Origin of the sequence: Mesorhizobium sp. M0016 (genome assembly GCF_040324035.1) — a bacterium.
Lineage (GTDB): Bacteria > Pseudomonadota > Alphaproteobacteria > Rhizobiales > Rhizobiaceae > Mesorhizobium.
In genome coordinates this window covers 23,595-37,389 of sequence record NZ_JAMYVM010000035.1, presented here as the reverse complement: position 1 = coordinate 37,389, position 13,795 = coordinate 23,595, and the positions used below count along the sequence as shown (strand labels likewise).

The following is a 13,795-nucleotide window of genomic DNA, read 5'->3' as shown; positions in this document are numbered from 1 at the left end:
GTTCCCCCTGCAGTCAGTGCTTGTCTGCCATCCAGGCAATCCTTCGAAGAAGCGGTCCGCCGGTGTTCGCGTCGGCCGGCGCAGGCGCCTGCCCCTGTTCGGTGTCCTCACCCAGGAAGCGCCGGAGGTGGGCAAAGGGCGCGCGCAGGCGCACAGGCGCCAAGGCCTGGATCCTGCCCAGCAGATAAGCCAGTTCGGCGGCAAACGGATGACGGGTCCAGCCCATGGCCAGGAACCAGAACACTGCGCCAAGCCCGCCGCCCAGGACAGTCTGTAAGACCGACAGGTTCATGTCGAGGCCGTTCAGTCCGATGACGACGAGCGGGCCCAGCGCCGGCGCGAGGGTGGCGACGGCGCTGGGCAGTAGGGCGCGCAGATATTCGCCGACGCTCAATTTCAGCCGCCGCATCAGGAACCAGAGGCCGACGCCCACCTGGATCGGCGTGGTGGCGAAGATCGAGAGCGCTAGCATAAATGGGCCATGCTGGGCCGCCAGGATCATGATCAGGCTGGTGATCGGCAGGGAAATGATCCAGGCCTTGGCCGTGTCTCGGATGCCGCCGACGGCTACCAAGGCCGGAAACATAAGGGGGACGGGGAAGCAGAGCATGGTGGCGGCCGCCATCACTTGCACCAGCGGGATGGAGGTCTCCCATCCTGGTCCCAGTAGGGTGTGCACCAGGGGATAGGCGAAGAGGATGACCATCGCCAGGCCCGGCCAGTGGAATGCGGTCAGGCTGGCGGCGGCTTTGAGATAGGGGGCCTTGAGGGGACGCCCCGTGCGCGCATGGGCGGCGAACCCTGGCAGGGCCACCGCGGAGATAGCCGATATGACTAGGCGGCTGGGCATCTGTGTGACCTGTTGGGCTCGGCTGTAGAGACCTACATCGGTGCTGCCGCTGGCCCGCCCCAGCATGAAGGTTGGAATGACCTCCCCGAGGGTGGTCAGAAGGCCGGTCGCGGTGTTCAAGCCGCCGAACGCCAGAATCTCGCGCCATTTTGTGAGCTCGATCCGGAAGATGGACAGGTCCGGGCGCATGAGGACGGCAAAGACAAAGGTGGAGAGCGGATAGCTAAGCGAGCCCCAGGCGAAGCTCATATAGCCGAAGCCCATCATCACCAGGCCAGTTGTGGTGATGTTGCCGACGAGAGCGGAGCCCAGGTTGATGGCCGCGATGCTCCAGAACTTCAGGTCGCGGCGAAGCAGAGCCACGATCGGCGAACCGATGCTGGAGAACAGATAGCCGAATGCCACGGTGCGGACAAAGTTCTCCAGACGCGGTTCGTGGGCGAAGGCGGCATAGAGGCCCGCCGTCGCGACGAAGGCGGTCGTAAGGACGACGGCGACCGCCAGCATCAAGGTGAAGGCAGTGCGTATTTCCCCCTTCGAGAGTTTTTCGGCGTTGACGATGTAGTTGGTGACGCCGAAGTCCCGCATACCCTCGGCGAGCGCGACGAGGCTGGCGCCAAGGAAGGCAGCACCGATTTCGTTGGGTGTCAAAAACCGCGACGAAACATACAGCGTCGCCAAATTCAGGATGAGGGTGGCGTACTTCTCGAAATAGACCGCGACCACGGCGCGCCGGATGCTCGCCATTCCTATCTCTCACTTTCGGACAGACCGGCCCCGATGTGGGACCTCCATCACATCTCGCTTGAATTCCAGAATTGGAGTCATGGCCTTGGATTTTGAACCCGGGTAGCCTTGATCAGGGTCGAGGCGACCTTCTGTTGATCCTCATCGGTCATCTGGGGATAGAGGGGAAGGACGATGGTATGATCCTGGGCTGCCTCCGATTCCAGCAAGGACATGCGCAGGGGCCGGGAGGCATAGACGTCCTCGCGGTGAGCGCACATGATACCGCGGCGGGTGGCGATATCGGCATCCAGCATAGCCTGCATGACAGTGCGCTGGTCGGCGGAGTCCGGCAGACGGACACAGAAGCTCTGCCAGTTGGTGCGAGCGTAGGCCGGCTCGCGCACCAGGCCCAGCCATTGCGCCTCGCCGAGCAATTCGGCGTAGCGGGCGGCAAGCGCGCGGCGGCGGGCCACGATGCCGGGCAGGCGCTTGAGCTGCTCGCGGCCGACAGCGGCCTGGATGTCGGTCATGCGATAGTTGTAGCCGAGCACTGGGTGCGTCTCGAAGATCACCTGGGTCGAGCCGTGGCGGACCGTGTCGGGCACGCTCATGCCGTGCTGGCGCAACGACTTGAATTTGGCGACCCAGTCAGCGTGCTTGGTGGTCAGCATACCGCCATCGCCGGTGCTCATAATCTTGCGTGGGTGGAAGGAGAAGCAGGCCACGTCGCCGTGCGCCTTGCCGACCTTCTCCCATCGACCGTTCCAGAAGATCTCGCTGCCGCTGGCGCAGGCCGCGTCCTCGATTAGGGGCAAGCCCCTAGCCTTGGCGATGTCGACCACAGCAGCCATGTCGCAGGGCAAGCCCATTTGGTGGACCACCAGGATCGCGCTGGTTTTGGCCGAAAACGCGTGCTGGATCAGAGCCGGATCAATGTTGTAGGTGGTCGGATCGATGTCGACGAAGACGGGGATCGCGCCACAATAGGCCACCGAATTGGCTGTGGCGATGTAGGAGTGACTGACCGTGACCACCTCGTCGCCGGGCTTCACCCCCGCCGCCAGCAAGGCCAGGTGCAGGGCCGTGGTGCAGTTCGAGACGGCCGCAGCGTGCGGCGCGCCCGTGAAGGTGGCGAATTCCGTCTCGAAGGCCGCCACCTCGGGGCCTTGCGTGACCCAGCCGGACAGGATGACGCGGCGCGCCGCCTCGGCCTCGGCCCCATCCATGGTGGGCTTGATGATCGGAATCATGTCAGATCCTCAGAACGAAAGACCTACTCGGTGCGAGAAGTTGCAGTGGTCGTATCACGACAAAGCCGGTGGCTCACCTTGTCCTATTGTGGGATGCAGATACCGACGGCCGGCGTGCCTGGTGTATTGGGACACTTGGGTTTCCTACCATACGGATACCGCTTTCGGTCAGCGGACAGGCTCTGAAACAACCTTCCGGCCCCATTGCAATGGGGCAAGCAATGTGTGGCCCGACATTTTCGGCGGGGAAACGCCAAAATGTGTCGCACCCGCCATTCGATAATATACGCTAACACTTAAATATTGAATTCAATATAGGGATTGCCGGCGGGTGGCCTACAGCAGATTCATCTACCCTGAAACACCAGTTGTGGCAGTGTTACAATGCAGCTTAGCATCCAGTCAAGCCGAAGCGTATGTTGTGCTGCGAGATAAGCTTGGCCTGGGAGGAAAATGTTATCGTTACGCTTCTTTTCATTTATCCATCGCCTGGAAGAGACGAGTAACCCACCTATAGACCGACCGGCGCGCAAACAACATTTTTCAGGATCTCAATTTGGCGAGACGTGCGCCTGCACCGTGACGCTCAGAGCCTACGCCTTCTGGCCGAATTGATGTGACAAAGAGTTAGGCGTTTATAACCAAGAAAGTCTGACGGCCCCCGGGGCCGAACCATGTCTCGGTTGCGGAGCATCGGCTCGAGTATTGACCCATGGCAACCATTGATCAAGGCGCGATTTTCGCCGTCCGGTCGGCCAAGGCCGTCGCCCGGCCGGCGGAAGATCGTATCGCCGGCTTCGACGGCGTGCGCGCGATCGCCGTCCTGATGGTCTTCATCAGCCACAAAACGACCCTGCCGCACCACGATTCCTATGGTTCCGTCGGCGTCTGGCTCTTTCTCGTGCTAAGCGGCATGCTCATCTCCTCGATACTGTCGGAGATGCGCGCAAAGGTCGAAGCGGGGGTCCAGTCGACCTGGCGGTCGATGGGTGACTTCTATCTGCGCCGCAGCCTGCGCATTTTCCCACTTTATTACGCCTGTCTCGGTGTTTTCGCACTGGGTTCGCTGTTCACCTCATTCGTCGGCTTCTCGCGCGTGGAAGCGACGATCTACGCCCTCTATGGCACCAACATCTATATCGAGATGACGCCGACCGGGGCCCACGGTCATTTTGGTCACCTCTGGTCGCTGTCGGCGGAGGAGCAGTTCTACCTGCTCCTGGCGCCGATCCTGCTGTTCACCCCGCGCAAATACCTGCTTCGGATTTGCATCGGCTTCATGCTCGCCGGCGCGGCAAGGCTGGCTTGGCTCGTATCGGTGAACACCCACCCGAACGCCATTCACGTCGATCCGCTGATCGCCTTCGGCATGCTCGGCGTCGGCGGCTTTCTCGCCTCATTGAAAAACTTCAAGCCGCCCGCATGGCTGGTGAGTGCGCAATCCCAGGCGGCGGCTGGCCTGGCGTTGATCGCGATCCCGCTGGTCTTCGGATATTTCCGGGACGCATGGAACGTCTTCGGACCGCTGACCTGCACTGTGGCCGGTTTGTTCCTATTCCAGATCGCCCGCAACCAACAGACCCCGGTCGTGGCTTTCCTCAACCTGTGGCCGCTGCGCTCGCTCGGCCGGGTGAGCTATGCCTTCTATATCCTGCACCAGTTCGTCCATTTCTACGACGTCACGGCGGTGCTCCATAAGCTGCATCTGGAGATCGACGCGCCGGCTAACGTTCAACTGGCCCTGGAGCTTTTCATCACCATCGCGCTGGCGACGCTCTCCTGGCACTTCTTCGAGCGGCCGCTTCTGCGGTTGGGCGCCAGATTGACGGCGCGGGAAGGCACCGAGGCCAGCAGCGCAACCGCTGCCTTGTCCCCTGGCCGGCAAAGAGCCACGTAGATGCGGGCGGAGCTACGACCAATGCGACTCGACGACGAACGCCGCATCAAGGGTTTTGATGGCTTGCGCGCGATCGCCTTCGTCTTCGTATTCATTAGCCACAAGTTTCATCAAGGGACGTATGGATCCCTTGGCGGCGACGGGGTGATGCTCTTCTTCGGGCTCAGCGGCCTCTTGATCACCCGTATCCTGGCTCGCACGCGGGTGGCAGTCGAGGCTGGCGAGACGACAACGCTTGCGGGTCTGGGGCGATTCTATCTTCGACGCACGGCCAGGATATTCCCCGTCTATTACGCGACGATCGGCGTTTTCCTGATCGCCTCGCTGTACGTTCACTTCGATGGCTTCGAAGGCGGCGCGCCCCAGGCCATGCTGCTCTACGCCACGAACATCTATGTGTTCATGACCGGCCACTGGGTAGGCCATTTCAACCACTTCTGGACGCTGGCGATCGAAGAGCAATTCTATGTGCTGTTTGCACCCTTGCTGCTGTTCACCCACAGCAAGGCCGCCGGTCAGATCTGCGTTGCTTTCGTGGTTGTGGGTCTCATCACTCAGGCGGGCCTCGAATGGGCCGGAGCATCGTCCAAGGTCATCGGCTTAAATCCCATGATCGGCTTTGGCTATCTCGCCTTGGGTGGTCTGGCAGGACTGAACCTCGACCGGCGGGTACCGGCATGGCTGGTTTCCACGGCGGCCCAGAGCATCGCCGCCCTGGCGCTTCTTATCTTGCCCCTGACAGTCCTCAAGGACGAGATCGCCTGGCGCGTCTACGCGCCGGCAGTCGCGGCTACAGCCGCGCTTCTGGTCTTCCAGATCGCGAGGAACCAGGCCTCGCGTTTCGTCGCCCTTCTGGACACAAGGCCCCTGCGCAACCTGGGACGCATAAGCTACGGCTGTTACGTTTTCCACGAGTTCATTCATTTCTACAACGTCGAGGCAGCGGCCCGGAAGTTCGGCGTCGCATTCGAAGCGCCGGACTGGATCTCGGCCCCCATCGAACTTGTGTTGACCATCGGCTTGGCGACCGTCTCCTGGCGATTCTTTGAACGACCAATCATGGCCTGGGCCCATCGGGCGACACCGAAAGCCGCGCCGGCCATCGCCTGAGCCCCCCTCAGCTTGCCAGACCGAACAGCTTCCGCAGCAGACCAATGTTGTGGTTCAGGCGCAGGTAATATTCGCGTTCGGGCCGGTCGAGCATCTGGAACGCGGCCAGCACCGGGGTGGCGACGAGCATCTTGATTGCTCGCGCGATCTTCTGGCCTGGCGTTTTCAAACCCCTCAGTTCCACCTCGCCTTCCTTGCGCGCGCGCTCTGTGAGCCACGCGCGCGTAAGACGGCCAGCATCGACCTTGTGGTCCACGACGAAGGCATCCGCGTACCAACAGCGATAACCTGCTCCAATCAGATCGGTCATCATCTGGGCCTCTTCCCCGCTGGCTAGGTTCGAGCCGACCCGACCGGTCTTTACGTCGAACCCACCATGAGCTTGAAGCGCGCTGCGGCGGAACAACAAGTTGGCGCCGACGCCGATGGGATGATCGGTCGTGTCGCGGAAGCCGTCCTCATCGACCACCGACAACAACAAGCGCGCTCGCGGTCCGAGCTGGCTCGGCGGTATTTCAAGACTGCTGGCGTCGTCGGGCCAGTGTGCGACCACCCGCCCCGCCAGGATGGCGGTCTGGGCGTCACAGCGGGCCGCGTAGGTGATCGCCGCTTGTACCCAGCCGGGCCGCGGCACGGCGTCATCGTCCAGCAATGCAATCCAATCGCCTTTGCCTGCCTCGAAACCCGCGTTACGGGCCCGGGCAACGCCGGGCTCGTCGAGCCGTAAGAAGCTCAGTCCCGGGCGCGCCTTCAGGGTCTCCAGCACATCGGCGTGCGCCGGCGCCGAGGCGCTGTCGATGACGATGACCTCCACCGCCTGGCCGACGCATTGCGGCAGCAGGGCGTCGACGTTTTCGAGGACGTCGTGGCTGCGGTTGTGTGTGGCGATGACGATGCTAATGGCCGGGGCACCTGTGCTGATCTTCGGCGCGTCCTTGGCGTCGTGCATGCCCATCCGATCCTTAAGCTCCACGCGCGTTCAGTCCAGCGCCGCGTCCTCGACGGCCGACGGGCGCGCGCCTAGGCCGATCGACCAGAAGAACGCCGCGCGCAACGGCGTCGGCCTCACGAGCTGCCTAACCGCCCGGAACGGAAACACCAGCAGCGCATGACGCACCGCGAACCGCACGCCCTTCGCATCCCCCTTGGCCGCCCGCTCCACCGCCGCATCGGCGAAATAGGTGTAGAATCCCAAGAGCGTGGCGAAATAGGAATGCAGCCACTCCTTCGGTGAGCGCCACTTGCGCCAGACGGGTATGGCGTGCCGCATAAACACCCTGCGCGTATAGGGAATCCGGCTCAGGACCAAGGCGTCGTAGGACCCCGACGGACGCTGGCGGAACAAAACGCATGGCACGGCCACATGCTCCACATGCCCACCGCTGGCGACGCGCATATGCCAGTCCCAGTCCTGGTCGGCCAGCAGGGTCTCGTCGAAATAACCGTAGGCGTCGCGTACCGCGATACGCGCCATCGTGGCGCCGATCTGCGGGAAGTAGCCGTCCAGCATCATCTTCAGATGGTCGCCGTCGGGGCGCACGTCATTGGGGATGGGAGGCGCGATCGGCCGCAGACTAGGATCGGCCATCACAACCTGACCGAAGACCGCCTCCACCTCCGGCTGGCGATCGAAGAGTTGCAAATGCGGCCGCACATGTTGCTCGGTCCACACGTCGTCGTCGTCCAGGAACGCCAGGAACTCCCCCGAGGCCGCCCGCATCGCGGCGTTGCGCGCGGCGCCAGCGCCTGCGGTCGTCACGATGAGGTGCTGCGCGCCATGGGCCTGTGTCACTGCGCCGGTGGCGTCATGGTTGGAGCCGTTGTCGCCAACAAGGATCTCAAACGTTAGATCCGGGCCTTCGAGCGCGCGAATGCTCGCCAGCGACTGGTCCAGGTACTGCGGACGGTCGCGGGTCGGGACGACTACCGAGACGATGCGCGCCTGACTCACCCCCATTCCTCCCACCGATCAAAGACGCCCGCCAGGGCCGCCGAAAATACCCGCATGTTGTCGAAGCGCGTGATGAAGGTCCGCGCGATGGTGCCAGCCGAACGCGTCTCCTCTGCCTGGGCGTACACCAGCTCATAACCTGCTGCCTTGGCCTCCCGCATGGCGATCGGGGTCCAGTTGGTCGATTGGCCGAGCGGAATTGCGAACGAGGTCGGCGCAAAGCCGAGCCGGGCCTCGATCATAGTGCGCGAGCGGTCCAATTCCTCACGGGCGGCCGCGCCGTCCAGCTGTCCAAAATCGGGATGGCTTGCGGAGTGGCTGCCGATTTCGGCGCCGTCGGCGGCCAGGCGCTCCAGATCGCGCCAGCCTAGAACCTCGTCGGTCGGCCAGGGAGACCCGCCTTCGCTCCAGTCGGTGACGACGAACAGGCTCCAGGGAGCCTCGAAGTCCTTCAGGATTGACGCGGCCTCGGTCATCACGCTGCGCAGACCGTCGTCGAAGGTGATGGCAAGGTCCATCGGGTCGCCCCCCGTCCGAGCGATCTTCGAGGCCGGGACGAACCGGTAGCCTCGCGCCGCGGCCCACTCCAACTGGCGACGGAACAGCTTCGGCGGCACGTCGTTGTGATCCATCAGCGGCTGGCCGACCGAGTGGTAGGCCAGGATACGGCCGCCCGAACGGCTTACGCGTCGGCCAAGGACGGACATGCCCTCTCGTTCGAGGACCATGCGTGCGCCGACCAGATGACGCCTTTCGGCACCGAAGGCGCGGACAGCCCGCTTCAGAATCTTCGGCGGTCGCCCAATCATATTCACCTTCGCCTCAGTTCTTTTTGTCGGTGTCGAATAGCAGGCCTCATGGCAAGTATGACTTCTGACGCCAACGCCACCATGTCGAAACCCGAGGCACCCATACCCATCCCGTCAAACGCAATCCTCACCAGAAGGAAAGCAAGGCCTCAACAGGCTTTGTTTCGTCGAACGTATCAGAATGAGGTGCTGAACAGACCAGAGTCAAAAAGGGTATCCCGGTACGTTTTTGTCAGCCTGCTAAATCAAAAGTGTAATTCGCGATGGCTGCCTGACTGACAGCCCTTCAGGCTATAGGGGTACTGGGAATAAGGTGTGCGGGTCGCATCTGAAGATCGATCTCGCTTTTACAGGCGTCGCAGACGCGCCCGACGAAGGGACGCCGGGCAAATCATGCCGTTAAAACCTCACATCCAGCTGTCGCCCCTCAGCCGGCTCGCCGACCGCGGCAGCCATTCGGGAAGCAGGTTGCGGACTGCGTCCCAAGGCCCGTCGAAGCTCTTGGTCCGCGCCAGGCGCCGCCATACCCGTAGCCGTTCCGGCAGCGCCATCAGGCGCAGGGAACGCTTCAGGATCGCCTCGGCGCTGTCGAACTCGCCGAACACCTCGTTGAGCAGGATGTCTGGATATCCTTCGTAGAATTCCTCGTTCGCGGGCGCGCCATTCCCACGCAGCGGTGTGACTGGCGGGATCGCCACGGCTCTGGCGTAGAGAGCCTCCAGGCTTTCGATCCAATTCGGCGTGGTGTGCAGCCGCTTGACATTGGCCGCCGTCTCATCGCCCCGCCGACGCAGCGCCTGCGGGTCGGCGAGCCAGTCCGCCAGGATGCGGTTATACTCCACCATCGAGGTGGCGAAGCCAATGGTAGGCGCCAGCCCAGGCATATCGGTGCTCATGACGTTGGCATCCAACGGATAGGGAAACAGCGTTGCGCAGGGCGCGCCCAGCCCGCCGGCTTCCAGCATCGAGGTAATCGATACAAAGGGGTAAGAGTCGAGATAGATGTCCGCCGCCTCGAAGCTGAGCGAAGGATCGGGCGTCTCCGGCCGCCCCATGATCCGCCCGCCGGTCGCCGCTATGGCGTCTTGCCAATCGGCCGGCTCGCCCGGCCCGACGACCAACAACCGCGCATCGGATCGGGCCAGCAGTGCCTCGACATGCATGTCGGCGAACGACACCCCGCCCATCGTCCGGTATTTCACGCCGCGCGCGACCGAAACCAGAAGCGGTCCGTCGACCGGGATGCCGAGCTTCTGGCGCGCCTCGGCCCGGCTGTGCTTGCGGATCGGCGGATCGATTTGGATCGGCAGGATGGCGTGACGCTTAGCCGGGATCCCACGCCGTTCCACCACCAGACGCTCGCCCGAGACGCGCGAACTGGCGATCAGGTCGCACACACAGAGCCCGACCCAGAAGGCATGGTCGGCATGGTTGACCAGCACCACGGGCGGTCGGTTGCGCTCGTCGGCGAAGGCTATACTGGGCGTCGGGTCCTCGTTGCTGACGTGCAGGACGACCAAGTCGAAATTGAGCGACAACTTGCGGAGCGCGCTGGCCCATTCCACCGGTCCGCCGCGTGTTGCGCCGATTACGTGGATATGTCCGCCACGAGCCTCCACGGCCTGGCGCACCGAGGCCGGCGGCTTCCCCGGATGGCGCAACAGGGCCAAGGAGTGATGACGGCTCTCGTCGGCGACGATCCAGCGGCGCATCATCCGCGTCAAGCCGCCGACTTCGCTCAAGGCGGTGGCCACATGCAGCACGCGGCCGATCTTCGTTCGCGCTGGTCGCGCAGTTTCGGCCTTCGGGGCGAGTGTCCGTCGCGCGATCTCGATCAGGATTTGCTCAAGCGGCTCGGACCGATAAAAGCCGCAATGCCGCTTGCGTGCAAGCGTGACCGCCGCCTCTACATAGGCCGCCGCGGAGTTGAGGTCGTCAGCCTCCAGACAGCGCTCCGCCTCAAACCGAAGGCTTTGAAACTCTTCATAGTTGTGACGCATACGCGCCACCTCGGAATCGGAGCGCACGGCTTCAAATCGCATCGTCTCCGGCATCCTTCCCCCCACGGTCGCAGCCTGCCCTAAACTTGTTATACCGAGTGGCGAACGCTTGCCAAGCGACAAGGCAGGTTACATAGAACTGTAACCGACCGCTGCTATCGCTTCAGCGGCGCACCAAGGATCATATCCGATTTGCAGGCGATGGCACGAGACAGACAACTCCAGGGGGAAGCGATGCCGATTTCGGACAGTGTGGTGCTGCGTGGCGAGGTCGTCATCCACCACCCCAATATGGTGAACCTCTACGGCTGCGAGGTCGGTAACGGCTCGCGCATCGGCGCCTTCGTCGAAATCCAGAAGAATTCCTCCGTCGGCGAGCGCTGCAAGATCTCCTCGCACACCTTCATCTGCGAGGGCGTAACCATTAAGGACGAGGTCTTCATCGGCCATGGGGTGATGTTCACCAACGACCGTCTTCCCCGAGCCACCAACCCGGACGGGAGCGCCCAGAATGAAGCCGACTGGAAAATTGAGCTGACCCTGGTCAAGAAGGGCGCCTCCATCGGCTCCAACGTGACCATCACCCCGGGCGTGACCATCGGAGAACGGGCCCTGATCGGCGCTGGCGCCGTCGTCACCCGTGACATCCCCGACTTCGCGATCGCTGCCGGCGTGCCAGCCCGTGTGGTCGGAGACGTAAGGACCGCAAAGACTGGCTGACGCCCCCTCTCGGCGCCCTCTCGGCACGGCTTCGTACACCGAATTGCGATCTTTGGTGTATTCGGAGAGATCATTTGAGGTAGATCCGGCGCCCTGCCCTCGCCTGGCTGGATGATCCTGATGGGGTCTTGATGACCCAACGGCCATGGTGACCGCACCGCTTCGCAGCTTCAAACTGCATTGTGAAGAGGTCGAGGTGGCACGGCATTGAGCGATCGGCGCATCCCTTCTCAACCAACGACAAGCTCCAACAAGCCTCCAAGACTCCGGTGGCAGGGGCGGAGCGAAGGGTAGTCAATATGATCAATATCGGCATCATCGGTTACGGCTATTGGGGGCCGAACCTCCTGCGCAACTTCATGGAGATCCCCGATGCCCGGGTCCGCGTGGTCGCCGACCTGGACCCCAAGAAGCGCGAGTTGGTGAACCGTCGCTATCCGGGTCTCCAGACCACCAGGGACGTCCAGGCCCTGTTCCAAGATCCCGAGATCGACGCCATCGCCGTGGCGACGCCGGTCAATAGCCACTTCGAACTGGGCATGTCTGCGCTAAAGGCCGGCAAGCATCTCTGGCTCGAGAAGCCTATGACCGAAACCTCGCTACAGGCCAGGATGCTGGTTAATGAAGCGGACAAGCGCGGGTTGACCCTGATTGTCGATCACACCTTCATCTATACCGGTGCAGTCCGGAAGATGCGCGACATCGTCGCCGCCGGCGACCTCGGCCAGATCTATTATTACGACGCCACCCGGGTGAACCTGGGCCTCTTTCAGAAGGACGTAAACGTCATATCCGACCTGGCGGTCCACGACTTCGCGATCATCGACCGTCTGTTCGAAGAGCATCCGACCGCCGTTTCGGCCAGCGGTATCAACCACTTCCCCGGCACCCCGGAAAATTTGGCCTACATTTCGCTGTTTTACGACTCTGGCATGATGGCGCACATCAACGTGAGTTGGCTAGCTCCGGTGAAGGTGCGTAACATACTGGTCGGCGGCTCCAACAAGATGATCACCTACGACGATCTGGAGCCGTCCGAGAAGGTCAAGGTTTACGACAAGGGCGTCTCCTTCACCGACGACCCGGCCAAGATCCACGAGATGCGCGTCGGCTACCGGACGGGCGACATGTGGGCGCCCAAGCTCGACTCCACCGAGGCCCTGCGTATCGCCGGCCAGGAGTGGATCGACTGCATCGTCGAAAAGAGGGTTCCCATCGCAGATGGCCGGCTTGGCCTGCGCGTGGTGGAGATCATCGAAGCCGCCACCAGTTCCATGCGCGGGCGTGGCGAAACCGTGCACCTGCGACGCAAAGATGCAGCCTAATATGATCCCGTTCGTAGATCTGAAAGCCCAGTACACCACGATCAAGCTCGAGGTAGATGCCGCCATTCAGCGCACTTTGGAGAGCTGTCAGTTTACCCTGGGCGCTGACGTCGCTGAATTCGAAAAGGAATTCGCCGCCTATTCGCAAGCGGCGTTCGGCGTCGGCGTCAATACCGGCACTAGCGCCCTGCACCTGGGCCTGCTGGCCGCCGGGATTGGACCGGGCGACGAGGTGATCACCTCCCCCTTCACCTTCGTGGCGACGGTTGCGGCCATTTACTACACAGGCGCGACCCCCGTGCTCGTCGATATCGATCCTGCGACCTACACCATCGACCCGGCCCAGATCGAAGCCGCGGTCACGCCGGCCACCAAGGCGATCATCCCGATCCACCTCTACGGCCAGCCCGCCGACATGGATCCGATCATGGCCATCGCCCGGAAGCACGGCCTGATGGTGCTGGAGGACGCTTGCCAGGCCCACGGCGCGGAATACAAGGGCAAGCGCGTCGGGGCCATCGGCGACATGGCAGCTTTCAGCTTCTATCCCGGCAAGAACCTCGGCGCCTATGGCGAGGGCGGGATGCTGACGACCAACATCGCCGACCACAACCGTGCGGTTCGCATGCTGCGAGACTGGGGCGCCGAGCGGAAGTACCATCACGAAGTCAAAGGCTATAACTATCGCCTGGAAGGCCTTCAGGGCGCTGTCCTGCGTGTGAAGCTCAAACATCTGGACCGATGGACCGAGCAGCGACGCGCCACGGCCGCCCGCTATGACGCCATGTTCGCCGGCATCGGGCTGTCGACCCCGTTCGTCCGCGACGATGTGCGCCACGTCTACCACATCTACGCCGTGCGTACGCCCGACCGCGCGCGCTGGGGGGAGGCGCTGAACGCTCAAGGCATCCAGTCGGGTATCCACTATCCCATTCCGGTTCACCTGCTGCCCGCCTACGCCGATCTCGGCTACAAGCAGGGCCAGTTCCCGCACGCCGAAAAGGCCGCCGCCGAGGTTCTCTCCCTACCTATGTTCCCGGAGTTGACGGAGCAGCAGCAGGACGCGGTCGTGGCCGCGGTCATCGAATTGCAAGCAAGCGTTGAGCGGGCCCCACACAACCGGAAACACGCCTCGAACCGATGACAGGGAATAC

11 protein-coding genes are annotated in these 13,795 nt (G+C 62.8%); 5 read left to right on the top strand and 6 right to left on the bottom strand.

The window, feature by feature from the left end; all coding sequences use genetic code 11:
• Positions 1-13 precede the first annotated feature (13 nt).
• Both NKJ88_RS30720 and NKJ88_RS30715 read right to left on the bottom strand, forming a co-directional pair.
• Positions 14-1,597, bottom strand: coding sequence for an oligosaccharide flippase family protein (locus NKJ88_RS30720; RefSeq protein WP_352446681.1), 1,584 nt, complete (start codon positions 1,595-1,597; stop codon positions 14-16).
• 77 nt (positions 1,598-1,674) lie between these two features.
• A complete protein-coding gene (locus NKJ88_RS30715; RefSeq protein ID WP_352446680.1) occupies positions 1,675-2,829 on the bottom strand; it encodes a DegT/DnrJ/EryC1/StrS family aminotransferase in 1,155 nt (384 codons plus the stop codon).
• Positions 2,830-3,541: 712 nt separating this feature from the next.
• On the opposite strand from NKJ88_RS30715, the gene NKJ88_RS30710 reads away from it, so the two are divergent.
• The gene (locus NKJ88_RS30710; protein WP_352446679.1) at positions 3,542-4,726 is read left to right on the top strand and encodes an acyltransferase family protein; all 1,185 of its coding nucleotides are present in this window, start codon (positions 3,542-3,544) and stop codon (positions 4,724-4,726) included.
• A gap of 21 nt (positions 4,727-4,747) precedes the next feature.
• Positions 4,748-5,836 (top strand): acyltransferase family protein, encoded by a 1,089-nt coding sequence (locus tag NKJ88_RS30705; RefSeq protein WP_352446678.1) that lies wholly within the window; start codon positions 4,748-4,750, stop codon positions 5,834-5,836.
• Between the two features lie 7 nt (positions 5,837-5,843).
• On the opposite strand, the gene NKJ88_RS30700 is transcribed toward NKJ88_RS30705, so the two are convergent.
• The 4 genes from NKJ88_RS30700 to NKJ88_RS30685 form a co-directional block, all read right to left on the bottom strand.
• Positions 5,844-6,785, bottom strand: coding sequence for a glycosyltransferase family 2 protein (locus tag NKJ88_RS30700; RefSeq protein ID WP_352446677.1), 942 nt, complete (start codon positions 6,783-6,785; stop codon positions 5,844-5,846).
• Positions 6,786-6,815: 30 nt separating this feature from the next.
• Complete coding sequence (locus NKJ88_RS30695) at positions 6,816-7,787, bottom strand: glycosyltransferase family 2 protein (RefSeq protein WP_352446676.1); 972 nt, start codon at positions 7,785-7,787, stop codon at positions 6,816-6,818.
• On the bottom strand, positions 7,784-8,494 hold the full coding sequence (locus tag NKJ88_RS30690) for a polysaccharide deacetylase family protein (RefSeq protein WP_352446675.1): 711 nt from the start codon (positions 8,492-8,494) through the stop codon (positions 7,784-7,786). Before NKJ88_RS30690 ends, NKJ88_RS30695 begins: the two co-directional genes overlap by 4 nt.
• Before the next feature lie 509 nt (positions 8,495-9,003).
• Entirely contained in the window at positions 9,004-10,638 is a 1,635-nt protein-coding gene (locus NKJ88_RS30685; RefSeq protein WP_352446674.1) for a glycosyltransferase family protein, read from the bottom strand.
• 192 nt (positions 10,639-10,830) lie between these two features.
• Between NKJ88_RS30685 and NKJ88_RS30680 the strand changes: the two genes are divergently transcribed.
• From NKJ88_RS30680 to NKJ88_RS30670, 3 genes are all read left to right on the top strand, one after another.
• Positions 10,831-11,316, top strand: a complete 486-nt coding sequence (locus tag NKJ88_RS30680; protein WP_352446673.1) for an acyltransferase — start codon at positions 10,831-10,833, stop codon at positions 11,314-11,316.
• A 299-nt stretch (positions 11,317-11,615) separates the two neighbouring features.
• Positions 11,616-12,641 carry a Gfo/Idh/MocA family protein gene (locus NKJ88_RS30675; protein WP_352446672.1) on the top strand — a complete coding sequence of 342 codons (1,026 nt, stop codon included), beginning with the start codon at positions 11,616-11,618 and terminating at the stop codon, positions 12,639-12,641.
• 1 nt (position 12,642) lies between these two features.
• A complete protein-coding gene (locus NKJ88_RS30670; protein ID WP_352446671.1) occupies positions 12,643-13,785 on the top strand; it encodes a DegT/DnrJ/EryC1/StrS family aminotransferase in 1,143 nt (380 codons plus the stop codon).
• Positions 13,786-13,795 lie beyond the last annotated feature (10 nt).

Coding starts and splice junctions, on each gene's coding strand:
- NKJ88_RS30720 (WP_352446681.1), bottom strand. CDS start 1,597: ATGGCGAGCATCCGGCGCGCCGTGGTCGCGGTCTATTTCGAGAAGTAC.
- NKJ88_RS30715 (WP_352446680.1), bottom strand. CDS start 2,829: ATGATTCCGATCATCAAGCCCACCATGGATGGGGCCGAGGCCGAGGCG.
- NKJ88_RS30710 (WP_352446679.1), top strand. CDS start 3,542: ATGGCAACCATTGATCAAGGCGCGATTTTCGCCGTCCGGTCGGCCAAG.
- NKJ88_RS30705 (WP_352446678.1), top strand. CDS start 4,748: ATGCGACTCGACGACGAACGCCGCATCAAGGGTTTTGATGGCTTGCGC.
- NKJ88_RS30700 (WP_352446677.1), bottom strand. CDS start 6,785: ATGCACGACGCCAAGGACGCGCCGAAGATCAGCACAGGTGCCCCGGCC.
- NKJ88_RS30690 (WP_352446675.1), bottom strand. CDS start 8,494: ATGTCCGTCCTTGGCCGACGCGTAAGCCGTTCGGGCGGCCGTATCCTG.
- NKJ88_RS30685 (WP_352446674.1), bottom strand. CDS start 10,638: ATGCGATTTGAAGCCGTGCGCTCCGATTCCGAGGTGGCGCGTATGCGT.
- NKJ88_RS30680 (WP_352446673.1), top strand. CDS start 10,831: ATGCCGATTTCGGACAGTGTGGTGCTGCGTGGCGAGGTCGTCATCCAC.
- NKJ88_RS30675 (WP_352446672.1), top strand. CDS start 11,616: ATGATCAATATCGGCATCATCGGTTACGGCTATTGGGGGCCGAACCTC.
- NKJ88_RS30670 (WP_352446671.1), top strand. CDS start 12,643: ATGATCCCGTTCGTAGATCTGAAAGCCCAGTACACCACGATCAAGCTC.